17 protein-coding genes are annotated in these 24,574 nt (G+C 72.2%); 7 read left to right on the top strand and 10 right to left on the bottom strand.

Going from position 1 to position 24,574, the window contains the following annotated elements:
- Positions 1-682: 682 nt before the first annotated feature.
- Positions 683-3,508 (bottom strand): glycoside hydrolase family 3 C-terminal domain-containing protein, encoded by a 2,826-nt coding sequence (locus WMF33_RS31510; RefSeq protein WP_437332087.1) that lies wholly within the window; start codon positions 3,506-3,508, stop codon positions 683-685.
- Between the two features lie 638 nt (positions 3,509-4,146).
- Between WMF33_RS31510 and WMF33_RS31505 the strand changes: the two genes are divergently transcribed.
- Positions 4,147-4,350, top strand: coding sequence for a hypothetical protein (locus WMF33_RS31505; RefSeq protein ID WP_061623806.1), 204 nt, complete (start codon positions 4,147-4,149; stop codon positions 4,348-4,350).
- Between the two features lie 198 nt (positions 4,351-4,548).
- On the opposite strand, the gene WMF33_RS31500 is transcribed toward WMF33_RS31505, so the two are convergent.
- The 3 genes from WMF33_RS31500 to WMF33_RS31490 form a co-directional block, all read right to left on the bottom strand.
- Entirely contained in the window at positions 4,549-5,319 is a 771-nt protein-coding gene (locus tag WMF33_RS31500) for a YsnF/AvaK domain-containing protein (protein WP_437332086.1), read from the bottom strand.
- Positions 5,320-5,431: 112 nt separating this feature from the next.
- On the bottom strand, positions 5,432-5,803 hold the full coding sequence (locus WMF33_RS31495) for a DUF2382 domain-containing protein (RefSeq protein ID WP_437332085.1): 372 nt from the start codon (positions 5,801-5,803) through the stop codon (positions 5,432-5,434).
- 475 nt (positions 5,804-6,278) lie between these two features.
- Positions 6,279-6,884 (bottom strand): hypothetical protein, encoded by a 606-nt coding sequence (locus tag WMF33_RS31490; RefSeq protein ID WP_437332084.1) that lies wholly within the window; start codon positions 6,882-6,884, stop codon positions 6,279-6,281.
- A gap of 241 nt (positions 6,885-7,125) precedes the next feature.
- Between WMF33_RS31490 and WMF33_RS31485 the strand changes: the two genes are divergently transcribed.
- Genes WMF33_RS31485 through WMF33_RS31475 form a run of 3 tightly spaced genes read left to right on the top strand, consistent with a single transcriptional unit; the run spans position 7,126 to position 10,902 of the window.
- Positions 7,126-8,172 carry a hypothetical protein gene (locus WMF33_RS31485; protein WP_437332083.1) on the top strand — a complete coding sequence of 349 codons (1,047 nt, stop codon included), beginning with the start codon at positions 7,126-7,128 and terminating at the stop codon, positions 8,170-8,172.
- The gene (locus WMF33_RS31480) at positions 8,169-9,080 is read left to right on the top strand and encodes a S8 family peptidase (RefSeq protein ID WP_437332082.1); all 912 of its coding nucleotides are present in this window, start codon (positions 8,169-8,171) and stop codon (positions 9,078-9,080) included. The genes WMF33_RS31485 and WMF33_RS31480 overlap by 4 nt, the downstream gene beginning before the upstream one ends.
- Positions 9,067-10,902 carry a hypothetical protein gene (locus WMF33_RS31475; protein ID WP_437332081.1) on the top strand — a complete coding sequence of 612 codons (1,836 nt, stop codon included), beginning with the start codon at positions 9,067-9,069 and terminating at the stop codon, positions 10,900-10,902. Before WMF33_RS31480 ends, WMF33_RS31475 begins: the two co-directional genes overlap by 14 nt.
- On the opposite strand, the gene WMF33_RS31470 is transcribed toward WMF33_RS31475, so the two are convergent.
- From WMF33_RS31470 to WMF33_RS31460, 3 genes are all read right to left on the bottom strand, one after another.
- Positions 10,892-11,812 carry a transposase gene (locus WMF33_RS31470; protein WP_437332080.1) on the bottom strand — a complete coding sequence of 307 codons (921 nt, stop codon included), beginning with the start codon at positions 11,810-11,812 and terminating at the stop codon, positions 10,892-10,894. The two genes, WMF33_RS31475 and WMF33_RS31470, sit on opposite strands and share 11 nt — an antisense overlap.
- Before the next feature lie 240 nt (positions 11,813-12,052).
- Positions 12,053-13,228 carry a lactonase family protein gene (locus WMF33_RS31465; protein WP_437332079.1) on the bottom strand — a complete coding sequence of 392 codons (1,176 nt, stop codon included), beginning with the start codon at positions 13,226-13,228 and terminating at the stop codon, positions 12,053-12,055.
- A 346-nt stretch (positions 13,229-13,574) separates the two neighbouring features.
- Positions 13,575-14,357: a MerR family transcriptional regulator gene (locus WMF33_RS31460; RefSeq protein WP_437332078.1), complete on the bottom strand. Its 783-nt coding sequence runs from the start codon at positions 14,355-14,357 to the stop codon at positions 13,575-13,577.
- Positions 14,358-14,452: 95 nt separating this feature from the next.
- Between WMF33_RS31460 and WMF33_RS31455 the strand changes: the two genes are divergently transcribed.
- Both WMF33_RS31455 and WMF33_RS31450 read left to right on the top strand, forming a co-directional pair.
- Complete coding sequence (locus tag WMF33_RS31455; protein WP_437332077.1) at positions 14,453-14,941, top strand: GyrI-like domain-containing protein; 489 nt, start codon at positions 14,453-14,455, stop codon at positions 14,939-14,941.
- Between the two features lie 294 nt (positions 14,942-15,235).
- Positions 15,236-15,991, top strand: coding sequence for a sensor histidine kinase (locus WMF33_RS31450; protein ID WP_437332076.1), 756 nt, complete (start codon positions 15,236-15,238; stop codon positions 15,989-15,991).
- Positions 15,992-16,109: 118 nt separating this feature from the next.
- On the opposite strand, the gene WMF33_RS31445 is transcribed toward WMF33_RS31450, so the two are convergent.
- Positions 16,110-17,933, bottom strand: coding sequence for a sigma 54-interacting transcriptional regulator (locus WMF33_RS31445; protein WP_437332075.1), 1,824 nt, complete (start codon positions 17,931-17,933; stop codon positions 16,110-16,112).
- A gap of 516 nt (positions 17,934-18,449) precedes the next feature.
- Between WMF33_RS31445 and WMF33_RS31440 the strand changes: the two genes are divergently transcribed.
- Positions 18,450-19,622 (top strand): amidohydrolase family protein, encoded by a 1,173-nt coding sequence (locus WMF33_RS31440; protein ID WP_437332074.1) that lies wholly within the window; start codon positions 18,450-18,452, stop codon positions 19,620-19,622.
- Position 19,623: 1 nt separating this feature from the next.
- Here WMF33_RS31440 and WMF33_RS31435 read toward each other — a convergent pair whose 3' ends face one another.
- The gene (locus WMF33_RS31435; RefSeq protein WP_437332073.1) at positions 19,624-20,088 is read right to left on the bottom strand and encodes a BMA_0021/BMA_0022 family TOMM bacteriocin; all 465 of its coding nucleotides are present in this window, start codon (positions 20,086-20,088) and stop codon (positions 19,624-19,626) included.
- A gap of 112 nt (positions 20,089-20,200) precedes the next feature.
- On the bottom strand, positions 20,201-24,430 hold the full coding sequence (locus WMF33_RS31430; RefSeq protein WP_437332072.1) for a TOMM system kinase/cyclase fusion protein: 4,230 nt from the start codon (positions 24,428-24,430) through the stop codon (positions 20,201-20,203).
- Between the last annotated feature and the right edge of the window lie 144 nt (positions 24,431-24,574).

The raw sequence follows: 24,574 nt of genomic DNA, 5'->3' as shown, positions 1-24,574 counted from the left end.
CGCTCAGCGACAACGCGGCCAGCGCCGCGAGCGCGGCCAGGCACTGTCGAGATCTACGGCGGTCGGTTGCAGAAACGTGTAGCAGGTCGTTGAATCGCATGTCGCTCTCGCACTCCGGTAAGCTTAATCCGTCAGGTGCGACCCACTCCCACATCGGAGCGGGCAACCACACACTATCAGCGGCATGCCTGCTCCTTCCGCGGAGCGAGCATGCAGCAGGGAACTTGGATGTTACTGGATTTGTATGTTCTCTCGGCCTCTGAATGAGCTCATGCTGGCTGGCGATGGAGCGAAGACGGCCCTTCCGACGTGTAAAGTTGCTGATAGGGTGTCGCTCTTCCAGGAAGGGCGGATCGGGCAAGGCGTCTTCGGAACCTGCGCCTGACCAGTCCCGGTATATGCCCTTCGTCCCTGTATTTGATCTCGAGGACGAGCTCGGACTCCGCGTCTCCGGTGCCGAGCCCGTCAAACTCAGTGCATTCAGCGACGGCGGCCGGGAGCACCCCGAGCAGAATTCGCTCCGCTACGAGCGCGGCGCGCCGACGAGCCCGAGGCGCTCGCTCGCGCGCGGTGACCTGGGTTGGCGGAGCTCGCTCGCCGTCATTCTGAGCCGCGCCGCGAGCCGATGTGTTCGTTGTCGATGTGCCGGTGCGGCGGGGGAGCTCCGCGGCACCGGATCCGATCACGTCGATCGCACGTAGATGACGAAATCGACCGTGGCGGTGGCGCCGCGGTACTCCACGGACGCGGTCACCGTGGCCACGCCGGGCGCCTCGGTGCGGATCGTCCCGCGGCGATCGACGGAGACCACGCGGGGGCGGTTGCTGCGGAAGCTCACCCGCATGCCCGCGGGGAGCGGGCGGCTTTCGCCCTTGGTGATGTAGCCGTAGAGCGTCTCGTCGGTCAGCGAGACGGTGAGCTGCGGATCGATCTCCGCGCCGACGGGGAAGAAGACCCGCTGCTGGATGCCGAGGTCGTGATCGCCCACGATCTGTGGTTTGGCGGTCGCCACGGCGGCCGTCGGGCGGAGCGCGCCGGTCACCGTCACGAAGGTCTGCTCCTCGATGTCCTCGTCCGCGGCGGAGCGCGCGATCTGGAGCGCGTAGGTGCCCGCGTCGACGGTATAGCGACCCTGCGCCTGGTCGAAGAAGGCCAGATCGGCGACGGGCAGCTCGAAGCTCACGCGCCGGGTCTCCCCGGGGCGCAACGAGATCTTCTGGAACGCGCGCAGCCGCTTCCTGGGACGCTCGAGCGAGGCGGGGGCGTCGGGCGTGCTCACGTAGAGCTGGACCACCTCGGCGCCGGCGACGCGCCCGGCGTTGCTGACATTCACGCTCACCCGCAGCGCGCCATTCGCGTCCACGCGCTGCCGATCCGCGCGCAGTCGGGTGTAGCGGAAGCTGGTGTAGCTCAGGCCATGACCGAACGGATAGGTGACCGGGCCCTGGAAGTACATATAGGTTCGTCCAAGGCTGCTCGCCGTCGGTCGAACGGCGTAATCGTCGATCGGGGGCAGGTCGGAGAGGTTCGTGGTCCAGGTGAAGGGCAGGCGGCCGCTCGGGCCAGCGGCGCCGAGCAGGACGTCGGCGAGCGCCTCGCCCTTGCGCTGGCCGTTGTAGGAGCTCCAGAGCAGCGCCGCCACGCCGGGCTCGAAGCTGCCGACGTCCATCTGGCCGACGGTCTCCATATAGACGATGGTGCTCGGGTTCTGCGCGGTCACCTGTCGAATGAGCTCGGCCTGGGCGCCGGGCAGATCGAGGGTGGTGCGGTCCACGTCCTCGCGCGAGTGGCGACCGTCGGTGCCCACGTAGACGACCACGACGTCGTAATCGGCGGCGGCGGCGACGGAGGCCGCGTCCACCTCGGCGAGGGTCTCCGGCGTCACGCCGGGGTAGAAGTCGACGGCGGCGTCGGGGTTGATGGCCTGAACCGCGGCCTTGATGCCGCTGTAGCCGTTGACCGTCTTGGCGTTGCCCGCGGGGCCCTGGTCGCTGGAGTAGCCGCCCAGGAAGACCTCGGCGGGGTTCGCGTAGGTGCCGATCACGGCGAGGCGGAACGCGCCGCGGCGCGGGACGCGGAGCGGCAGGAGCTTGCCAGTGCTGCCGTCCTTGCGCCGGGTCTCGCTGTTCTTGAGGAGCACGATCGCCTCGGCCCCGACCTCGCGCGCCATGGCGAGCCGCTCGGGCGTCTCGGTGATCGCGCCGTTGTCGTCGCTGTTGAGCCACGTCCCTGGCGCGACGCGGGCCCGCGCCTGCGTGACCCAGGGGACGCGGGCGTCGTCGTCGAACTCGCCGAGGCGCATGCGCGCGGCGAAGAGCCGAGTGACCAGCGGGTCGACGTCGTTCTCGTTGAAGATGCCCGTCGGCGTGGGGATGGCGCGCGCGACCGCGTCGGGGAGGGTGTTCGCGTAGCTGAAGCGGTCGTGATAGCCCCAGTTGCAGTTGAGATCCTCGCCGGCGACGGCGGCGAAGGCGTGGCGCTCGACGGCGTCGAGCGGGTGGGGATAGCCGGGCGGCTGCCAGCGGTGCCCGGCCTGGATCTCGCGGATGGCGTCGCAATCGGAGGTGAAGAAGCCCCGGAAGCCGAACGTGGAGCGCGCGAGCACCTCCTTGAGCTGGATGCTGGCGGCCACGGGGACGCCGTTGACGCGGTTGTAGGCGCTCATGATCGACGCCGGATCGGCGGCGCGGATGACGTCGCGGAACTGCGCCGTGTAGTACTCGCGCAGGGTGCGCTCATCCATGTCCGAGCTGCCTCTGCGGCGGTTGAACTCGCTGTTGTTGGCGGCGTAATGCTTGAGCGTGGTGTTCACCTTGAGGTAGCCGCGGCCCTCGGGCAGGGGGCGGCCGCGCTGGTCTTTGCCCTCCATGCCGTTCACGAACTGCGCGGCGATGGCGGCGGTCAGCACCGGGTCCTCGCTGAAGGCCTCGTCGTTGCGGCCCCAGCGTGGATCCCGCGCCAGGTTGATGGTGGGGGCGTAGACGTTGAGGTCGAGCTTGTTGTCGCGGAAGATCTCGCGCGCCTCGTCCGAGATCATGCGCGCCTCGCGGTACATGAGCTCCGGGTTCCAGGTCGAGCCGAGGGACAGGTCGACGGGATAGGACGTGGTGTTGACGGTGTTGGGCGGGTTGCCGCCGTGGTTGACCTGCTCGCGGGCGACGCCGTGCGCGGCCTCGTTCCACCAGCCATAGGCGGGGATGCCGAGCGACGGGATGGCCGCTGCCTGGCTGCTGACCATCTGGCTGGCCTTCTCGGCGAGCGTCATGCGGGAGACGAGATCCGCGGCGCGCTCCTCGGGCGAGTAGCGGCGGTTCAGGTAAATGGGGGTGTCGGCGGCCCGCTCGGTCGAGCGCTCGGCCGGGTCGAGCGCCGCCGGGGCGAGGGGCGCCGCGGGCTCGGCCGCGTCGGGAGGGGCATGGTCCGACGAGCAGGCCGCGATTGTGGTCAGCGCGAGGGCGCCGCGGAGCGCGGAGAGCGCGCTTGTGAAAGCCAGGTGCTTGAAGGTCATTCGTTGGCCTCTTTCCGTGGTGACAAGACGGTGGAAAGGCTCCTACCTGATGCCCTGTGCTGTGTGACGCGCGTTACATATAGGAAATGCGGGCGAGCGGCAACGGAATGGGGGCGACCTCAACCTGGGTCGGCGTTGGCGACCTCAACCTGGGTGGGGCCGGCGGCGCGACCTCAACCTGGGCCGGCGGCGGCGGTGCGGCGATCTCAACCTGGGTCGGGGCGACCTCAACCTGGGTCGGGGCGACCTCAACCTGGGTCGGGGCGACCTCAACCTGAGTCGGGGCGACCTCAACCTGGGTCGGGGCGACCTCAACCTGGGTCGGGGCGACCTCAACCTGGGTCGGCTCGGCGACCTCAACCTGGGTCGGGTCGGCGACCTCAACCTGGGTCGGGTCGACCTCAACCCGGGTCGGGGCGGCAGGTCGGGGTCGGGTCGCGCAACTTGACGGGAGCACGATTTCAACCTGGGTCGGGTCGCCGGTGCGACCTGGGTCGGGTCACCTGGGCCGCGCCTCGGCTCCGGCGACTCAACCCTGGGTCGGGGCGGGGTCAGCGGCGTCACCTGGGTCGGATCGCGGGACGCGGCGCAATGTCGGAACGAAACGCCTCGGGATAGGCTACGCTCCGAGCCCGTCTATGATTCATCATCCAGGACACCGAATCTGCCTCACGTCGTGGGAGCTGCTTCAGGTCTTCCACGGAGCGGTCATCCCTCGCCAGGGAGAGCTGCTGCTCATCGAGAAAGATGGATGCGAGTCGAAGTACCGCGTGGAACGGGTCATGTACAAGATGACCAGCAACCATGAGCTCATCGCCACCGTCTTCGTGGAGCCAGCGTGATCCCCTCCGGAATACATCGGAGATCGACCGTGGACCGTCCCTGATGCCTCGTCGTACGACGATCCAGGCGATGCACGGGAACCACGGCTGCTCCCGCGGTTCCCCCGAAGGATCACAGGGACGAGCTCGAGCGACGCGCTACGCGCCTCCGGGAAATCCCAGGATGCGAGCTCGATGGGCGGGAGGTGAAGGAGAGGTCTACGCCTTGCCCGTGACCTTGTCCCATGCGTGCCGGACGGCGGACTTCATGTGCTCCCAGGTGCCGGGGTTGCGCTCCTCCCAGGCCTTGCCCGCCTCCGCCTCGATGGTCGTCCAGTCGTGTCCCTTGAAGTTCTGGGACGTCCCGAGCTGATAGCCGAACAGATACGCGGGCGCGACCTGGTCGTAGGCATAGCCGTGCTTGGAGTAAGGGCCCGCCTGGTAGTGTTGCCGGAAGTCGGTGTCGTAGCGCTCGTACGCCGTCGTCCCGTTGCTGCGCTCCGCCGCGCTGACCGGCTCGACGTGGACCTCCGTGTGGCGCAAGGTCTCCCGGATCTGCTCGGTCCTCTGGGTCACCGCCTTGCTGACGACGACCTCCTCGATGACGCGCGCCTTCTTCGCGACGACCGCCTCCTCGTCGGTCTCGACGAGCTCCACGGTGCCGGACTGGAAGGTGTCGAGCGCCGCCGGCTGAACCGGCCGATCCACCGGGTGCCGCTCGACGTGGACGTGCTCCTCGCGCAGCCTCACCGACTCCTGGACCGGCTGCTCGACCAGCCGGCTCGATACGCGCACACCGCCGCGGTTCACGTCGCGCTTGCCGACCTGCAGCTCCTCCTCGATCACGGGGACCGCGATCTGCTCCTGCAGCACGTCGGCCCGGAGCTCATCTGTCTTCGCCGTCGAGGGGGCGGCCTTGGCGGTCTGCTGGGACCTGCTCAGCTGCTGAGAACGCTGGGACGGGGACATGGAACGTTCGCTGTGATTCATGACGTGACCTCCATGATGTCGTGGTCCATGTGGACCGTTATCCCCTCGCGCCACGCGCGAAGGTGGGGTTCGTGACTCGATCGCCCGGGCGCCGGAGCCCGTCCGACGATCCTTATTTCTCGTCGCGATCGCGCGGGGACACGCGCTCCACCCGCACGTCCTCGCGCCGGAGCGTGACGCGCTCCGGCGGGCTCATCTCGACCGAGCGGACCCGCGTGATGCGGAGCTCCTCCTTCAGCACCAGGCGCTTCTCGACGAAGAGCACCTCCTCGACGACCGGTACGATCAGAGTGTCACCCTCTTGACGGGTCGCCGGCGGCTCCGTCACCACCCGATCGATGGCGACGCGCTCCACGACCACGCGCTCGCTCACGAGCGGCTCCTCGACGGCCTCGACCCGCTCGTGAACCTGCTTCGTGATGCGGACGCGGCCAGACTCGACTGTACGCTTCTTCACCTCGAGCTCCTGCGCGACGACTGGCATGATGAGCTCGTCGGTGATCTCTACGCTCCTATCCGCCGGTTCCTGGCTGCTGCTCGAGTCCTGCACGGTGCCCCGGTGCGCGCCCCTCCACGGAGCGCGGTCGATCGTCGGTTGAGTCGCTCCCCATGAGCGCTCCCCGGCTGGAGCACGGTCCGGGCCAAGCGCGATCGCAGGCGCCGAGGCGCGGTGGGCAGCGCGATCTCCTCCGCCCGCGCGCCGCGCCTCGCGAGGCATCGCGCCACAGGCCTGCTGCGAAGGAATCTTTACAAAGTGCCTGTTGCCGGGGATCGCGACGCCAGTGGTGATGACCAGAAGGCCACACGTGAGGCCGCAACGCGGTTCAGCTCTGGGCGCACCGTGAGGCGCGTCGATCGCGGATCACTGGGTCGCTCGCCTGTCGCCCTTATCGTCGTGCCGATTGGCCGCTTGCCCGGGTTTCCCGGCGCGCAGGGGCCGCCCGCTCGCCTGTGCGCCCTCACGGATCGCAGGGGCCGCCCACGCGCACGGGCGGGCGGGCGAGCTGCTCCGCATCGCGTCCGGCGCGGATCGCCTCCTCGGGCATGTCCGCCGAGATGTCGGGCGGGCGGCCCGCGAGACCCCGCGCGAGGTAGATGAGGATGGACGCGGTCCCCCAGGCCAGCGCGAACGCGACGCCCGCATCGACGATCGCGCGGTACGGCGGGGACATCCGCCGGACAAGCAGGATCAGCGCCACGATGCCCGCGATGAGCACCCACGTCGCGATCAGCCGGCGGCGCGTCGTGTGGAAGAGCGCCATGCAGTAGAGCGGCGCCAGCACCACGTGCAGCGGCCGACGATGCTCTGCGAGGTAGAGCGCGCGCGCGACCACCCGCGGCGAAAAGCGCTGTTGAAAGCCGCGATATCCCTCGAAATAGGCGATCACGACCGTCCAGGCCGCAAGCAGGACGAGCTGGCCTGTCGTGAGCTCGTGGGCCGTCAGGATGCGAGCCGCCGTGGCGCCGAGCCGGTAAATGGCCTCGACCAGGACGGCGACGACGCCGAGGACACCCCAGAGGACGATGGCGAGACGACGCCGATGCTCGCGGTCGGGCGAGCTCATCGCACCCACGCCGGATCGAGGGGCTCCAAGGCCGTGGACCGCGAGCCGTCTGCCGCGTGCGCGGACGATCGCGTCGGACGGTGCGCCGGGCAGCCGAATCGCCGCATGCCCTCGCCATGCTAGGAGAGGAGCGGGGCACGTCAACCGGAACTTCGCAGGACGGGAGGCCAGCCCGCGGCGCGCTGCCGGTTGCGTGGTTGCGGTTCGTTCGGCGGCCGTCCGGCGGTAGCATCGCCGCCCCATGCCGATCGTCGACCGCTCCGCGCCGGGCGCGCCGCCCGCCCCGGCGCGGGCCCTCCCGCCCTATCCGCACGCGCTGCGCTCGCCGCTCGCCCCCTTCACCGCGCGCCTGCGCGACCTGCTCTCGACCGTCGAGTCCGCGGCGCTCCTCGGCGCGGTCGAGGCGCGCGTGCGCGGGCTCGGGGAGCACCTGCGCTTCGCCTGCCTCGCGATGCCGTGCTCGGAGGCGCTCGTGGCGCTCGAGATGGAGGCGCTCGGGCGGCTCACGGTGCCCGTCGTCGCCAACGCCGCTGGCTACCGCACGGCGGGCGCGGAGCTGCCGCCGAGCGGCACCCCGTTCGCGTACCTGCTCGGCGGCGGCGGCGGGCACGCGGTGGCGTTGGCCGACGGCGATGCGATGATTGCGCCGTTCCGGCCGATTCTGGGCGGGGTGCCGTCTTATGCAATATTTGTGCCGATTTGCGTCGGCGCGGCGATCGTGGGCGGCGCGGCGCTCTTCTCGCACGACGCGCCCCTCGGAGGTCGGGAGCTCGACATGGCCGAGCGGCTCGCCGAGGTCCTCGCGCTCACCGTGGAGTCGTTCCGCACCGAACGGGTCGTCTTCGAGCTCTTCGCCCGCGCTATGCCAGACCTGCTCGGGCACGCGCCATGCCAGGTTGGGGCGGCAAGCCCGAACCAGGTTGGGGCGGCGGGCCCGAATCAGGTTGGGGCGGCAAGCCCGAACCAGGTTGGGGCGGCAAGCCCGAACCAGGTTGGGGCGGCGAGCCCGAACCAGGTTGGGGCGGCGGGCCCTGGTCGGCCGCTTCAGGAAGAAGCGGACCCACCGCCGACCTCGCTCCGCGCCGCCCTGGAGCGGCACATCCATGCGCTCCGCCTCACGCCCGAGTACCGCCGCCGTCTGGAGCTCGCGGCGGTGGTGGGAAGGCTCGCCGAGCACGGCGAGGTCGAGGCTCGCCTCGCCCTCGACCTCCTCGCGCGGATCGACGCCTACGCGCGCGGCGGCGGCGTACAGGGGCCGCTCGGCGAGGGGGAGGGGAGCGCGGCGTGACGAGGCCCTCTCCGGTGGGGCCGGGCGGTGATCTCCGCGACGCCGCGCGCCGCGGCGCCGGCGTACGCGTCGCGCTGGTCGACTCCGGCGTCGACGCCTCGCACCCTGCGCTGCGCTCGGCGGCGCTGCGCCATGTCACGCTGAGCCGGCGCGGAGCAGCGCACGAGGTCGCGCCGTGCGCGCCAGGAGACGTCAGCGGGCACGGGACGGCTTGCGCGGGCATCGTCCACCGCATGGCGCCCGGGGCCGAAATCACGAGCGTCCGCGCGCTCGGCGAGGACGGACGATGCTCCCGCGACGGGCTCATCGCGGCGCTGCGCTTCTGCGTCCGCGAGCGCTTCTCCGTGATCAACCTGAGCCTCGGCATCGATATCCCGAAGAGCGCGCCGCTCCGCCCCGGCGACTACCGGTCCCTCATCGAACTCTACGAGGTCGCCGACGCGGCCTACACGGCAGAGGTCGTGCTCGTGGCCGCCGGCCCGAACGCGGCGGCGTTCCGCACCTATCCGGGGCGCTTCAAGTCGCTGATCGGCGTCGGTCGAGGGCCCTTCCAGGACCCAGAGGCGCTCCGGAGCGAGCTCACGGACGACCACGAGATCCTCGCGCCCGGCGACGAGGTGCTCGCGCCCGCGCCCGGCGGCGGCGACCGGCGCTGGACCGGAACCTCGTTCGCGGCGCCCCATGTGACCGCGCACGTCGCGCGGATCCGCGCCGCCCGGCCGGAGCTCTCGATCGAGGCGGTGAAGGCGGCGCTGCACGAGCTCGCGCGCGGGTCGGGGAGCGGGGCGGGGAGGAGCGCTGAGGAGGGCGCGACGGAGGTCGGCGCTGGCGCCGCGGCGGCGGGCCGCGGCGACGCGCCCGGGCGCGCGGCCGCGGAGGCGCCGGAGGATGGCCGTGCGCCCGCTTGACCCGCTCGACGGCGTGTCGCCCCTTGCGCGGCTGCTCCGGAGCGCGCCGGGCGCCGAGGTCCGCGCCGAGCTCGACCGCATCGAGGCGCTCCTCGGGGAAGGCGGCGCGCCTGCGGCGGCACCGGCCGCTCCGCCGCTTCCAAGAGGCCCGCTCCTCGCCGCGGCGCTCGCCTTCGGGCGGGGCGCGCTCGCGCTGCGCGAAGGCGCGCTGGACGCCGCGGTCCGCCTCCTCGACGGCGCCGCTGCGGCGTTCGGCGAGGAAGGGGCGGCCGAGGCCCGGGACCTCGCCCGGTGCGAGGCGGTGCTCGCGCGCCTGCGCCGCGACGCGCGGTCGGCTTGCGCCTCCGCCGTCGCGGAGCTCGATGCCATCGCGGGCGCAGGCGACGGCCGTCGCCGCGCGGCGGTCGTGGCCACCCATTACCGCGCCACGGCCGAGCGGATCGCCGGCGACGCGGCGGCCGCGCAGCGCACGCTGCTGTCTGCGCTGCGCGGATCGGAGCCGTTCCTCGACGAGCGGGCGCAGATCCTGAACTCGCTGGGGACGCTTTATGTGACCCTCGGCGCCCACGGGGCGGCCGAGGCGCTGCTGGAGCACGCGGCCGAGCTCCACCGCCGCCGGGGAGACGCCGTGGGCGAGGCTATCGCCTACGGTCAGCTCGGCGCGGCGGCGCTCGGCCTCGGCGCCGTCGAGCGCGCCCGCGCGGCGCTCCAGCGGCAAGAGTGGCTGTGCGCGCGCCTCGGCGATGCGTTCGGCCGCGCCCGCGCGCTCACGTTTCTCTCGGAGCTGGCGCTCGAGCTCGGACGCGCCGACGACGCCCTCGCGCTCGCGACCTCCGCCCGCGACATCGCGGCGGGCGCCACGCCGCCGCTGCGGACCTGGATTGCCTATGCGGCGCGGGCGATGGGGCGCGCGCGGCGAGACCTTGGCGATCTCGGCGCCGCCGCGGCGCTCGAGGAGGCGGGGGCGCTGTTCCGGGAGCTCGGCCATCCGCTCGGGGAGGCGCTCGCCGCGTGGGATCGCGCCTCGGCCGAGGCGCTCGCGCCGATGAGGTCCACAACCCCGGTCGCGCCGGTGCAGCCCGCAACCACGGTGCAGCCCGCAACCACAGTCGACTGGTTCTCCGCCGCCTGGGCGCTCGGCTCGCTGGGGCTGCCGTCCCGCGTGGCGCTGCTCCTTCGCGAGCGGATGGAGATTGAGGAGGCCGCGCCGCGGCCGGAGAACGGCGAGCCGGTGTCGTGCGGCGGGATTCGTGAGCGGGCGCTCGCCGCGGCGGCGCAGACCTCGCCGCATGTGGCCGTGCAGCGCGAAGTCGAGCTCGTCTACGACCGGCCGGATGACCTCACCGTGGTTGCCGCCCATAGGGCCGCGGCGCACCGCAATCTAGGCCGCCTCGCAGCGCTGACCCTCGCCCCGCCCGGCCTCGTCGTCGCCGCGATCGCTGCCTCGAGCGTCAACGTCCGCGGCCTCGTGCTCCCGTCCGAGCGCGCGGCAGCCGCCTGCATCGCCCGTCTGCCCGGGCTCGCTGTTTGGCTCTGGCCGTCCGCCACCGCGCCCTCCGCCATCGGCAGCGATCTCGCCGACCTGCGCACGGCGCTCGGCGAGCCGCTGCGCGCCGCGCTCGCGCTCGCGCCGGCCGGACGCGTGCTCTGCCCGCCCTTCGCGGGCGACGTCGGCGCCGAGCTCGAAGCGGTCGAGGTCGGCGCCCTGCTGGCATTGGCAGAATCGCTCGCACCGGGCGAGCTGCGCCTGGATGCACAGCTGGGCTGGAACGGAGAGGTCGGCGCGAGCGTCGAAGCCCTGGGGTTCGTCGTCACGCGCTGAGAGCGTCCGCAGCCACGCTCGCGCCGTGGAACGTGCGCATCCACCATGTTCCTATCGGGAAGACGACACTGCGTATACCGGAACGCCAGCGTTCGAGCGCCGCTCGGTAGGATGCGCGAAATGTCCGTACGGCGTCACCGGCGATTCTCCACGCGTCACCCTGATTACGGCCCACCGCGAACGTCGGATTGCGCTCGCGGAGTGCTTCCGTGCTCGTGGCCCGCTCGTAAGGGGAGACATTGCTGGCGCGCTCGGCGCCCAGAAAGCGGAGTCCCTGCTGCTGCGTCTTGGCATGTGCCTGCGCTTCCTGTCGCTCGAGCTCGGCGGCGACGTCGCGGCGAAACCCTTCCGCGCTGTCCTGCTCTACGGTTGGGGGCAGCGCGAGCGGGAGCGTCGCTTCCTCGGGCCACTGTGGGTTCTCCGGATCGAGGTATACCGAGGGCCGCATCGCGTGCAGGACGCCGCGGCCGAGCTCGCGTACGTCGACCTTGGCGCCCGGCCATTCATACGCATGCCGGACGAGGCCGGCGGCAACAGGGTTTGCGAGGACGTATGCGATCTTCTCTACCAATGCTGCGCGCGTCAGCAGCCGTACCGCGCTCGTGGGCTCGTGGTCCCACACCGGTCCTTCCCACGCGCGTAGCACCTTCGTCCCGAGCGCCGCGATACGATGGAAGAACTGTAGGAAGCGCGGCAGAACGCCGTCGACGTCCGTTACGATGAGGTGAAGATGCGTCGACATCGCGCAGAATGCGTGGACCTCGATGCCGTAGCGGCGGCTCGAGACGGCGAGGGCGTAGACCAAGAGCTGGGTGATGCCTGCGTCTGGGCGGAGGAGGTGATGCCGGCGCAGGATGCGGCGGGTGATCAGGTATGTGGCGCCGGGGATGATCGCGCGAGGCTGGCTCATGGCCGGCGCACATAACAAATGCCGTGCCAGGGTTCTGGTGGCGGATTTCAAGGGATCGACGTGCGTCGGGGGGGTGGCGGCCGCCAGGCTATCCGCCACTTAAGCCACCGTAACGTGGGTAGGCACCGCCAGCCCCGGTCAGCCGGACCTAGGTCGATTGATCCCCAACCTGGGTCGATTCATCCCCCAACCTGGGTCGATTGATCCCCAACCTGGGTCGGTTCATTCTGGTCATCCTCCTCACCGAACTGCGATGCCCTGCGCGCCGCCACCAGGCACCAACCCACCTGCCTCGCCTCGCGGGAGCAGGCTACCGTCGCGGCTCACCTGGAATGCCGCGATCGTCCCGGCCCCGGCGTTGAGGGTATATAGAAACCGCCCGTCGCGCGTCATCGTGAGGTCGATCGGCGCCGTGCCTGCGGGGAACGACGCCGACACGCCGCCGTCGAGCAACGTCAGCGCGCCGCGCGCGTCGACCTGAAGCCCGGAGACCGTGTCGCTGCCCGTGTTGGCCGTGAAGACATACCGGCTCCCAGGCGCGCCGGCGATCCAGCAGGTCGCCCGTTGGAAGGTGTCGACCGTGTCGCTGATGACGGCGAGGCTGCCATCCGCACGGATGCCGTACGAGGACACCGCGCTCGTGTCGCCGGTCGCCGGCACGCCGTCGCCGCCGACCTCCGCCACGAGGAGGTGTCCGCGCCGGTCGAAGGCGAAATCGAACGGGACGAGACCCCTGGAGATCGTCGTGACCGGAGCGTCGCTGGGGAAGCCGCGGCCGCTCACAGGGAACACGTGGATCTGGTTCGCCCCCTTGCCTGCCACGACCAGCACCTCCCCGTCGGGAGAGAACCCGATCTGACCCGGCGTCGCGCCGAGCGACGGCGGAATCGTGCCGCCGAGACCGAGATCGCGGACCGACCCGTTCATCGGCACAAGCTCGCCGCACGGGTCCACCTCGAAGCCGGCGATGTTGCCGTCGCCACCCACGTTGAGGACATAGACCAGGCCGCCGTGAGACGCGACGCTGACGGGAAAGTCGCCGCCCGAGTCAACCACGTCGAGCAGCGTCAGGCCGTGCGGCCCCACCCCGAACATCGACACCTCATTGCTCCCCGCGTTCACGGCGAACAGCAGCTTTCCGTCCTCGCTGAGGACGAGCGACCCTTGCGAGCCGAGCGGGTTGATCGGCCGGCTCGGCGCGCCGAGCCCCCCGGTCGCATACGTCCCTGCGTACGCGAGCGAGCCGTCCGCGGCCCGGTCATACGCCACCACGGCATTGCCATCTCCGGCGTTGGTCATCACGAAGACCTGACCGTGCCGGTGGACGCCGGCGCCGTGCGCCATGGCGTCGCCGGGCGCGCTCGCGGCGAAGATCCCCAAGCTCAGGGCCGTGATGTTCATCGTGCTGCGAAACATGAGAAAGCTCCTTGGAACGGCGCCGTGAACCCAGCGGCGCGGGCTTGTCGGTGGGTCGATCGTCGAGGCGCATCTCGGTCGTGACGACAGCGCACGACGCGCCCCGAGCCCTTGGGAGCGCGCGTCGCTGCGCGCCCCGTCAGGCGGGGTCATCCGCTGCTACGCGGAAGCCCCTCCGCCGTTTCGCGGCTGCCTCGACCGGCCCGCTCCGGCGCGCCTCTGCCGCTCACCCGGGCGACGCTCCGCCTGCGCACGCGCCGCCCGCGGCGGCTTGGCCGACACGCGCTCGTCGCCCCGCCTCTTCCGGCGACGGACGGACGACCGCTCTGCCCCGCCGGGGGTGAGGTCAGCGCGGCCGCTCGCCGCCGCAGCCGGAAGGCTGGATGCGCCGGACGGCCATCATGAGCAGGTAACGGTCCGGAGCGCCGGGCAGGTACCGCTCCAGGTGGAGCTCCCCGGGCCGGAAGCCGAGCCCGTGCAGGAAGCGGAACACGCGGTGCGCGGCCTTCTCGTCGCGCGCGGTGCACTCCAGGGTCGCGAACACGGTCGGCGGTACGTCCTGGCGCCGCGCCCCCGGCGGCAGCCGCCGGCCAGGTCGGATCCGGAACCCGACCTCGCCATGAAGCTCACCGTCCCTCAGGTCCAGCGTGCGGACGTACCCGCTGGTCAGGACCGGAACGCGCCGGCGCGCCAGCTCCCGCTTGCGCGCCGCCACGTCAGCGCGAAAGGCCAGCGGGCCCTCCGGCGCCGTCGCCGGGTACCAGACCAGCACCGAGCGCTCCTTCCAGTGCTCGAGGTGCATCGGCAGCTGCGACGACGACACCCCCCGCAGGTACTGATCCGCGATCTCGAGCGACAGCAGGCGGGCCGTCATCTCCTGCTGCCACGTCGCGAGCATCGCCTCCCGCGCCCGGCCGCTCAGGCGGAGGAACTCGCGGATCGCCGCGATGGGGATCCCCGCCGCCCGCAGGCTGCTGATGCTGCGGGCCTCCTCGACCTGCCCGGGCGCATAGGCGCGGTAGCCGTTCGCGCGCCGGCCGGTCGGCAGCAGGAGGCCCTTGCGCTCATAGAAGCGAAGCGCGCTCGGCGAGAGGCCGCAGCGGTCCGCGAACTGGGAAATCGTGAGCATGCGGCGGATTTCTCCTTGAGCTTCAACCTGGTTCAAGGTGCAGGGTTCGAGCGTCGCTTCCAAGGACCTCCCAGGACCTCCCAGGAGAAGAGCGCATGAACGTCTCCGTCGTGACCCGGGGCGAGCTCCGGCTGGCCGGCATCAAGGTGGTGGGCCGCCGCAGTGAGCTCAGCCACCGGGTGCCCCTCGCGTGGCTAGAGCTCGTCGACCGCCTCGACGCCGTCCCCCACCTGGTGGACCGGAGCGTGCTTTACGGGGCCTTCCCGGAGAGCGATCACCGGAAGGCGAGCCACGACGGCGTCTACACCTACTGGGTGTGCGCCGAGGTGAGCGCGAGCGGGGCGCTCCCGGAGGGCGTGCGGCCGCTGGTGCTCCCAGCGCGGACCTACGCGGTCGCCCGGGTCGAGGGGACCGCGGAGGCCATCGAGGCGACCTACCTCGGGCTGTCGCGCTGGATCGAGGCCCAGGGCAAGCGCGTCGACGCGCAGGCCTGGTGCCTCGAGCGGTACGACGAGCGGCGGCAGCAGGTGACGCCGCCCTACGAGCGGTTCGACTACGACGTATGGAAGCCGCTGGACGGATGACGCGCCGAAATCCAAGCGCCACGCCGGCTGCGCGCCACGCCGGTTGCGCGTCACGCGTTGCTCGATCGCGCAAGCGCCGGCGCATCACGAGGCGCGCGTTCCTGTAGACCTTGGAGAAGCGCGGCGCAGACGACCCGCGAGCGCGACGCGGCGATCGCCTGCGCTCGACGGCGCCCTCGCTCCGATCACGGGCGAATGACGCTCCGGCGGGGCGTGGGCGCCTGGCATCGAGGATGCTTGGGCGTCCAGGAGACGATCGCGAACGACCATCCATCCTCGAACGGGGCTCTCGCCATGTCCGCTCTGAACCCGCAGCGCACTGGAACCCTCGACGCACGCCGGCCCGCTCGCGCCTCCGAGCACGACGGAGAGGACTGCCTCCGGGACGAGTTCCTCAAGCTCGCATCGCATGAGCTCAAGACGCCGCTAACCTCGCTCGCGCTGCAGGTGCAGCGGATGAAGCGCATGAGCGAGCGGCACGCAGAGGACGCGTCGACGTGGGTCGCCTCGCTCGAGGTCGTCGGCCGCCAGGTCAACCGGCTCGCCCGGCTCTGCGACGACATGCTCCAGGCGATCTCGCTCCGAGCGGGCCAGCTCGCGCCCGATCGCCAGAGCGTCGATCTCGGGGCGCTCGTCCGGGAGGTGGTCGCCGGGCTCCCGGTCGAGCTCCGCGCCCCGTCCGCCGCCATCTCGGTCGACGCGCCCGAGGGCGTGGTCGGCCTCTGGGACCGCGAGCAGATCGGGCGACTCGTGTTCCACCTGGTCAAGAACGCCATCGCGTTCGGCGAAGACCGGCCGGTCTCCATCGAGGTCAAGGCCCCTCCCGGCGGAGCGCAGCTCCTCGTCCACGACCGCGGCACGGGCATCGCCGAGGAGGACCAGGAGCGCATCTTCGCGTGCTTCGAGCGCGCGGGCGACGTGGAGCACTTCGGCGGTCTCGGGCTCGGGCTCTACATCGCGCGCGAGATCGTGCACGCCCACGGCGGTCGCATCGGCGTGGAGAGCGCCCTGGGCCGCGGCTCGACGTTCGTCGTCGACCTCCCCCTCTAGCCCCACCCGAAACCCAGCCGACCGCCGCGCGCGAGATCCGCGAGCGCCCGCCGCGCGGGGCGCGCTGCGACGAGGCCCTGGGCGGCCGGCCCGACCGGCAGGCCGCCCAGGGCCCACGCTACGGATCGCCGGGCGGCGCGTACCCGAGCCGCTTGATCCCGAGCGCCTTCAGCTTGTAGACGAGCGTGCGCAGCGGCATGCCGAGCGCGCGCGCCGCCTCCGTCTGGTTCCCGCCCGCCTTGCGGAGCGCCTGGACGATCAGCTCGGCCTCGCAGCGCTGGAGCCGCGCCTTCAGGAAGTCGGCGCCCGGCGGCGCGGCGCTGAGCTCGGCGTCATCGCACGGAAGGTCGCGGTCCACGGCCGGCGCGGCCGGGGGCGCCGCCCGCGCGCGCTCGGGCAGATCCTCCTCCGCGATCCACTCGCCCTCGGCGATGACCACCGCCCGCTCGATCGCGTTCCGCAGCTCCCGCGCGTTCCCCGGCCACGCGTACGCCCGGAGGCGCGCGAGCGACCCGGCGTCGAAGCCGCGAATGGAGCGGCCGTTCGCCTGGTTCGCCTGCTCGAGGAAGCGGCGCGCGAGCGGCTCGATGTCCTCCGGTCGCGCCCGGAGCGGGGGGATCGTCACCGTCATCGCGTTCAGGCGGTACAGGAGATCGCAGCGGAACGCGCCGGACGCGCACATCGCCTCGATGTCGCGGTGGGTCGCCGCGATCACGCGCGCGTCGACGTCGATCGGCTTGTTCGAGCCGACCCGGGTCACCTGCCGGGTCTCCAGGACGCGCAGGAGCGCGGCCTGCGCCGCGGCCGGCAGCTCGCCGATCTCGTCGAGGAAGACCGTCCCCCCGTCCGCCGCCTCGAACACCCCCCGCTGCTGCTGCCACGCGCCCGTGAACGCGCCGCGCTCGTGGCCGAAGAGCGCGCTCTCGACGAGCTGCTGCGGGATCGCCCCGCAGTTGACGCACACCATCGGCTTCCCGCTCCGCGGGCCGCGGTCGTGGACCGCGCGCGCCACGACCTCCTTTCCCGTCCCCGTCTCGCCCAGCAAAAGCACCGGGATCGACGATCGCGCGACCCGCGTGACGATCTCGAAGACGCGCCGCATCGCGGGGCTCACGACGACGAGATCGGCGTGCGGGGCGCCCGCGTGGCTCTTCCACGCCCCGCCCGGCGCCGACCGCACGGGCTGATCCTCCGTCGCGCTGCGCACCGCGTTCCAGCACCGATAGAGCAGGTCCTCCGCCACGGTCCCCGCGTCGGGGAACATCGCGAAACCCGCGAGCACGGCCGGCGCCCCGTCCGCGTCCGACGCGGCGAGCGCGCGCGCCAGATCGAGCGCCGCGTCGGCCCCGGCCTCGGGAACCAGCGCCGCCACGACGTCCGAGCTGTACAGGGCGATCCGGTCCACGGGGCGCAGCAGCGCCCGCATGCGTGGGAACAGGTGGCTCACGTGACCGCCCTGCTGGCGCGCGGGCCGGGCCATGACGATGGCGAAGCTCCGCCCGAAGAACCGCGCGCGCCTCACCTCCTCCTCGAGGGCGACGCGGAGCTGCTCGTGGCTCATCAGGCCCGGCAGCTCGCCCTCGGCCGCCGTGATCGAGCGGACGGCGACGACCACCTTGCCGAGGATCACCTCGTCGCCCGGCTTCGCCTCGCCGCGCGCGACCCGCGCCCCGCCGAGCCAGGTGCCGTTGGTCGAGCGCAGATCCTCGACGAGGACGCTGTCGCCGGACACGGTGAAGCGGGCGTGCTCGCGCGAGAGGCTGACGTCGCGGATCTGGACCTGCGACGGCGGCGCGCGGCCGATGACGACCGGCGCGCTCGGCCGCAGCACGACGCGCTCGGCGCCGTCGCGGTGATACACGAGCAGGGCCACGCGCCGGTCGTCCTGCCTGACACGCTGGATCGCATCGATGAAGCTGCTCGACAGCGGCGTCGTTTCCATTCCGCTGTCCTCGCGAATCACTGACACTCTGTTAACCCCCCTCTCACAAGGTCCCGTCCCGGGGTCCGGGCGCCGCGCCGCCCGCGTGCGCGACGCGCGCCGGGCGGAGCCCGCCCGCCCCGCGGGCAGGCGCTCGCTGACGCTGATTTGCGCACCGCCACGGGCGTCTCCCGCGCGCCGCGACGCACCAGATGGTTCACCGGGGTCGGGTGTTCATGTCGCTCCAGTCGCTCGAGTCGCATCAGTCGCACCAGCCACACCAGCCACACCAGCCACACCAGCCACACATCTTGCAATTCAAGCACCACCCGCGGGTCGAGCCCGCCGGTGACAAGGACACCGTGTTCCCGATCGGCGGGCGCGCGCGCTTCATGCTCCGCGGGCGCCACGCTTCGGGCCGGCGCGGCTCCACGATGTGCCGGTCCGCCTCGCGGGGCTCGATCGGGCGAACCGGGAAGGGGGCCTGAGCCCGGTGCCCCTCTGCATCCAGGCCGCGCTCGGCCGAGGAGACCTCCCATGCGCGACGGCTATCGCATCCTCGACGCGGATCGCCACGTGATTGAGCCGCTCGATCTCTGGCAGGTCCACCTGGAGCCGGAGTTCCGCGCTCACGCGCCGTACCTCGCGTACGTCGGCGAGGGCGAGCCGCTGGCCGACCGCGTGGCGTATCCCGGACCGGAGGGCCTGGTCTCGCTCCCTCCGCAGCCGATGATGGACGGGCGGCCGCTCCTTCACCGGACGAGCGCGCGGACGTGGCGCGCGGTAGCCTCGGCCAGCCGCCGGCGCGCCGGGCAGCTCGCGCGGCTCGGCCCCCTCGAGCTGCCCCAGGCGCACATCGAGGACATGGACCGCGAGGGCATCGACGTGGCCTTCCTGTATCCGACCCTCGCGCTGATGCTCCTCGGCATGGCCCCGCTCGATCCGGCGCTCGCGAGCGCCTTCGCGAGGGCGTACAACACCTGGCTCCGCGGCTTCTGCGACCACGAGCCACAGCGGCTCCGGGGCGTCGCGCTGATGAGCCCCCACGATCCCGCGCAGCTAATGCCCGAGCTCGCGCGGGCGGCGGCGCTCGGCTTCCGCGCCGTCGTGATACGGCCGAACCCCGTCGCGGGCCGGACCCTGGGCGACCCCGCCTACGAGGCGTTCTGGGCCGAGTGCGAGCGGCGCTCCATCGCGGTCGCCGTCCACGAGGGCGCGCACGCCTCCCTTCCGGCGGCCGGCGCCGATCGCTTCCGCAGCCGCTTCGCCCTGCATGCGTGCTCGCACCCGATGGAGCAGATGATGGCGCTGCTCGCGCTGATCGAGGGCGGCGTGCTCGAGCGCCACCCCCGCCTGCGGGTGGCCTTCCTCGAGGCTGGCTGCGGGTGGCTTCCCTACTGGCTCCATCGCCTCGACGAGATCGAGTACCGCGGCCTTGCCGAGGAGGTCGCGCCGCACGTCCGCCGCGAGCCGTCCGCGTATTTCCGACGCCAGTGCGTCGTCGAGATCGAGCCGGACGAGCCGCTCCTGGAGCAGGCGATCCCGTGGCTCGGGGAGGGCAGCGCGATCTTCGGGACGGACTTCCCCCACATCGACCACGACGCGGGCATGGTGGAGCGGGCGCTCGCGCTCCGCGGCAGGCTCCCCGGCGACGCGCTCCGCAAGCTCCTCTGGGACAACGGCGCCCGGTTTTACGGGCTAGAGGAGTGACTCAGCAGATGGCGACCGAGAGCTGCGCGCCGCTCGCGAGCTCGGCCAGCGCGACGGGGCGATCGGTCTGCTCCGGCGCCGGCGGGACATGGAGCGTGATGACGCCGGTCGACAGATCCCAGGCCTTGCGCTGCTCGCAAAAGCGCCACCCCTCGCCGCTCGGCGCGCCAGGCTCCCGCGCCTCTCGGACGGTGAGCTCGATCCCCTGCGGCAGCGCATAGCCGCAACAGGCCCTCAAGAACTCCCGCGGATCCCTCTTCAGCCGAGCGAGCTGCGCCGGGTCTTCCCAGCTGAGCGCGACCGCGCGCAGCCACGCCGACTCCAGCGCTTGGAGCTCGTCCTCCACCGCGCCTCGCTCGTCTCCGGCACGCGCCTCGACGGGGCCGCCGTCGAGTTGCGCGGGGATGCTCTTGCTCTCGGTCTCGGAAGTCCCAGGCAGGTGATTGGAGGGTTGACGGGAAAACATGGCTATCTCCATTACCGCCGCTTCTGGCGCCCATGCCTCATGGAGCCGCCGCCTCGCGCCGTCGAGCCCCCGGCGCGAGATTCGAGGGCGCTCGAGAGGGGGCCGCGGCAGCTCAACCGCCGAGCTCCTGGTGCAGCGCTCGCGCCTCGGCGAACTCAGGCAGATCGGCGCACTCGGCGGGCCAGCCGCTGCTCTCCCGGAGCAGGGCACGCGCCTCGTCGCGCCGGTCCTGTCGCGCGAGCATACGGCAGATCGAGAGCGTCGAGCGCAGCTCGATCGCCCGCGCGCCCTGCTCGCGCGCGATCGCGATCGACTGCTGAAAGCAGCGCTCGCTCTCCTGCTCCGCGCCTCCGCCCAGGGCACGGAGCGACAGCGCCTTCAGGCGGTAAAGCTCCGGGACGTAGTAGACCTCGCCCAGCTCCGCGGCGAGCCGCAAACAGCCCGCGAGCCGCTCGACCGCGGCCTCGTGCTGCCCGCGCTCGGCCTCGATCTCCGCCACGAGGGAGAGCCAGTAGGGCAATCCCATCGTCTGGCCGGTGTGCCGGATCGCCTCGACGTCCTGCCTCAGCTTCTCGAGGTCGCGCTGCGCCCAGGAGTGCAGGGCCCAGCAGAGCTCCTTGAACCAGAGGTGATGGCTCGTCGTCAGCTCCATGAGGGCGTCGGTCAGCGCGGCGACCTTCTCCCGCTGGCGGCCGTAGTGATAGACGCCTGCCAGGTGGAGCAGCGCCATCCCGAGGGTGTTCGGGTGGTCGAGCTCGCGCGCCCACGCCACCGCGGCCTCCCCTTGCGCGAACGCCTGCGCCGGGCAGCCCATCAGGTAAAGCAGCAGCGCGAGCGTGTACTGGCCGCAGGCCTTGGGATCGAAGCCATACAGGGAGACGTGCTCCCGATCCGCGGGATCGTAGAGCTCGACGCCGCGCGCGAGGTGCGGGCGAGCCTCCGCGAGCTTTCCTTCGAAGAACAGACAGTTCCCCAGCACCACCATGGACGCGGCCCGCTGGCGGGTGTCCTGCGATCGCGTCGCCATCCCGAGGATCCGCTCCGTCAGCGCGCGCGCCTCGCTGCGATGGCTCCGGAAGTTGTGGTACCAGAACATCGCCCACAGCGTCGGCGCGGTCATGGGGCTGTCACCGAACGCGTCGATCAGCTCCTCGCAGCGCTTCACCGCGGCCTCGAGCTCGCGGGGCATGTACCCGAGGCGGTCGAGGAGCGCCACGACGAGCAGGCTGTTCAGCCGCAGCTCCGCGAGCGCGCGCTCCCGGTCGTCCGCGATGGCCGAGAGCCAGCCGAGCGCCTGCGTCACGTGCCCGATGGCCTCGGTGTCGTCGGCGTTCGCCGGCCGCTTCAGCGCGCGCTCCGCCGCGATCTCCGCGTAGGCGATCGCCTGCTGCTTCTGCTCGGCGGCGGCGTGGTGGTGCGCGAGCAGATCGGGCCGCGCCGCGACGAGCTCGGGGAAGCGCTCCTCCATCGCCCGGGCCACGCAGGCGTGCAGCCTCCGCCGGCTCCGCTTCGAGAGCGACTCGTAGGCCGCGTCCCGGATGAGCACGTGCTTGAACATGTATGTCGGGTTGTTCAGCCGGCGCTTCCTGTGGATGAGGTCCGCGGCCATCAGCCGATCGAGATCCTCCTGGACGAGCTCGCCGTCGAGGGTGGTCACGGCGCTCAGCACCTCCAGGCTGAACTCCCGCCCGAGCACCGCGGCGATGCGGGCGGTCTCCTTCGCCCTGCCGAGCCGGTCGAGCCGCGCCATCAAGAGGCCCCGCAGCGTCGAGGGGATCGCGAGCTCCGAGAACGGCTCGGAGAGCGTGTAGTGGTCCCCCTCGTCGACGAGGGCCCCGGACTCGAGCACCATCCGCGTCAGCTCCTCGACGAAGAGCGGGACGCCGTCGGTCCGGTCGACCACCTGCTCGAGCAGCGGCTCGGGCAGCGAGCGGCCGCCGGCGAGCCGCGCGACCATGTGCTCGACGTGCTCGCGATCCAGGCGGCCGAGCTGGATCTGGAGCATGCCCGACGTCGACCAGGGCGGCGAGAACTCCGGCCGCGCGGTGAGCAGCATCATGAGCCGCGCCGAGGGCACATCGACGATCAGCATGCCGAGCCACTCCAGGCTCGTCGGATCGGCCCAGTGCAGGTCCTCGACCATGAACAGGACGGGCCGCTCCTCGGCCATGTCGAAGAGCATGGACACGAGCGCGTTGAGCGTCCTCTCCTTCTGCCGCGGCGGCGGGTCCTGGGGCGCGGCGTAGCGCGCGTCGAGGGGGATCGACAGGAGCGCCGCGAACAGCGGCACCGTCTCCGCCAGATCGAAGCCGCGGCGGGACAGGAGCGCCTCGAGCCGGGCGAGCCGGCGCCCCGGCGCGTCGTCCCGGCCGGGGTCGATCAGCCGCTCGAGCAGCTCGATGAGGGGGTGGAGCGCGCTGTTGCGCCGGTCGGGGGTGCAGCGGCACTCCAGGCAGCTGTGGCTGTCGCCGCGGAGCCGCCGCACGAGCTCCCACGTCAGGCGGGATTTGCCGATCCCGGGCCCGCCGGTGACGAGGATGCTCTGCCCGATGCCCTGCCGGACCTGGCTCCAGCGCTGGAGCAGGAGCTCGAGCTCCTGGCTCCGGCCGATCAGCGGCTCCGTGTCGCGGCCCGCGGTGTCCTGGTCCTGCGTCGAGCGAGGGATCTCGCGCCCCATGCGGTAGATGGCGCTCTGCCGCTCCGCGCCCGAGAGGTCGCGCGACGCGATCGGCTCGAACGTGAACCGGCTCCGGAGCAGCCTGAAGGCGTCGCCGCTCACCGCGATCGTGCCCGGGGCCGCGAGCGCGCTCAGCCGGGTCGCGATCCGCGGCGTCGTCCCGAGGTGCTGCGTGTAGCGTTGCGGCTGGCCGGCGACCACGAGGCCGGTGTGCAGCCCGATCCGGACCTCGAGCGCGATGCCCCGCGCCGCCGCGAGGCGCGCGCTGCGCGCGCGGACGTCCTCCGCGATCTCCAGCGCCGCGCGCGCGGCGCGCCGGGCGTCGTCCTCCTGCGCCGACGGATAGCCGAAATGCAGCAGGATCTGATCGCCCAGCGCGCCGGCGAAGCGCCCGCGGTGGCGGCGGGCGATCTCGTCGCAGACGTCCTGTTGCTCGCCGAGCAGATCGTCGATCTCCTCGACGTCGGTGTCCTTCAGGCCCGGGCCCGAGGTCGAGAAGGCGCAGCAGACCACGGTGAGGGGCCGCCGCTCGGCGTCGAGGCACCCGGCGCCGCTGGCGAGCTCCCCGTCCGCGGGAGAGGGCGTGTCCTCCGGCCGGGGCGTCGCCGGAGAGGGCAGCGTGTCGGCCGCCGCGCGGTCGCTGGGCTCGGGCCGGCCCTCCCGCGGGGGCCGGTCGAGCGGCGTCGTCGCGCTCGCGCCGTAGCCCCACCGGCCCTCGTCCGGCGCGCCGGGGTCCGGCTCCGGCGCCGACGCCAGCCCTCGCGCGCGCGCCACGAAATCCTCGCGGCTCAGCCCCTCCACGCCGCAGGCTTCGAGCTCGCGCAGCAGGCCGGAGGCGGTGGCGACGCGCTCGGCCACGTTCTTCAGGGTCGCGCGCCGGAGGAGGGTGCCGAGCGGGTGGCCGAGGAGCGCCGCGGGGATCGGGATCGGCTCGGAGCTGGCCTGTCGGAACAGCACCTCTTGCAGCGACCTGCCGGTGATCGTCGGCCGCCCGGTGAGGCACTCCAGGAAGACGAGCCCCCAGGCGTACAGGTCCGATCGCACGCTCACCGGCTGTCCGAGGAGCTGCTCCGGCGCCGCGTAGGCGGGCGTGCAGAGGATCTCGTTGCTCGGGGTGAGCTTCGCGTCGACGCCCTCCATGGCCCCGGCGATGAGCGCGCCGATGCCGAAGTCGAGCACCAGCGCGTTGCGCCGCGCGCCGGTGGAGACGATCATGATGTTGCTGGGCTTGAGGTCGCGGTGGACGACGCTCTGCCCGTGGGCGCAGCCGAGGGCGTCGAGGACCTGGAGCATCAGGTGCCGCGCCTCGGTTGGATCGAGGGCGGTCTCCTCGGCCAGCACCTCTGCCAGGTTCTTGCCGGGCACGAACTCGAAGATGGTGTAGAGCGTGCCCTCGTCCGTCTGGCCGGCGTCGATGAGCCGGACGATGTTGGGGTGGTGGAGCTGCGCGCAGAACCGCGTCTCCTGGTGGAAGCGGGCGCAGCGTCGGGCGACGTCGGCGGGCTTGCCGCCCCGGGCCGGCCGCATGACCTTGATGGCCACCATCTGTCCGGTGGCGAGCTGGCGCCCCTTGTAGACGTCGGCGAACCCGCTCTCCCGCAGCGCGGAGACGATCTCGTAGCGCTCCTGGAACACGGCGCCCGGGGCGATGGCGGTCGGGGTCATCGCCGCTCCCTCCGCTGGGCGGCGCCGCGGGACCGGCCGAGCGGGCGCGCCCCGGGAGGCGCGGAGCGCGGCGCCGAGCGGCCCGCCTGGCCGATGGAGCGCTCGCGCACGGCGGCCGCCGACCTCGTCGTTGCGGCTGTCCCA

This window comes from Sorangium sp. So ce394, from assembly GCF_051474665.1.
GTDB lineage: Bacteria > Myxococcota_A > Polyangia > Polyangiales > Polyangiaceae > Sorangium > Sorangium cellulosum_D.
The sequence above is the reverse complement of the archived record's forward strand: the minus strand, read 5'-3'. Positions and strand labels throughout refer to the sequence as shown.

Coding starts and splice junctions, on each gene's coding strand:
- WMF33_RS31510 (WP_437332087.1), bottom strand. CDS start 3,508: ATGACCTTCAAGCACCTGGCTTTCACAAGCGCGCTCTCCGCGCTCCGC.
- WMF33_RS31505 (WP_061623806.1), top strand. CDS start 4,147: ATGATTCATCATCCAGGACACCGAATCTGCCTCACGTCGTGGGAGCTG.
- WMF33_RS31500 (WP_437332086.1), bottom strand. CDS start 5,319: ATGAATCACAGCGAACGTTCCATGTCCCCGTCCCAGCGTTCTCAGCAG.
- WMF33_RS31495 (WP_437332085.1), bottom strand. CDS start 5,803: ATGCCAGTCGTCGCGCAGGAGCTCGAGGTGAAGAAGCGTACAGTCGAG.
- WMF33_RS31490 (WP_437332084.1), bottom strand. CDS start 6,884: ATGAGCTCGCCCGACCGCGAGCATCGGCGTCGTCTCGCCATCGTCCTC.
- WMF33_RS31485 (WP_437332083.1), top strand. CDS start 7,126: ATGCCGATCGTCGACCGCTCCGCGCCGGGCGCGCCGCCCGCCCCGGCG.
- WMF33_RS31470 (WP_437332080.1), bottom strand. CDS start 11,812: ATGAGCCAGCCTCGCGCGATCATCCCCGGCGCCACATACCTGATCACC.
- WMF33_RS31465 (WP_437332079.1), bottom strand. CDS start 13,228: ATGTTTCGCAGCACGATGAACATCACGGCCCTGAGCTTGGGGATCTTC.
- WMF33_RS31460 (WP_437332078.1), bottom strand. CDS start 14,357: ATGCTCACGATTTCCCAGTTCGCGGACCGCTGCGGCCTCTCGCCGAGC.
- WMF33_RS31455 (WP_437332077.1), top strand. CDS start 14,453: ATGAACGTCTCCGTCGTGACCCGGGGCGAGCTCCGGCTGGCCGGCATC.
- WMF33_RS31450 (WP_437332076.1), top strand. CDS start 15,236: ATGTCCGCTCTGAACCCGCAGCGCACTGGAACCCTCGACGCACGCCGG.
- WMF33_RS31445 (WP_437332075.1), bottom strand. CDS start 17,933: ATGGAAACGACGCCGCTGTCGAGCAGCTTCATCGATGCGATCCAGCGT.
- WMF33_RS31440 (WP_437332074.1), top strand. CDS start 18,450: ATGCGCGACGGCTATCGCATCCTCGACGCGGATCGCCACGTGATTGAG.
- WMF33_RS31435 (WP_437332073.1), bottom strand. CDS start 20,088: ATGTTTTCCCGTCAACCCTCCAATCACCTGCCTGGGACTTCCGAGACC.
- WMF33_RS31430 (WP_437332072.1), bottom strand. CDS start 24,430: ATGACCCCGACCGCCATCGCCCCGGGCGCCGTGTTCCAGGAGCGCTAC.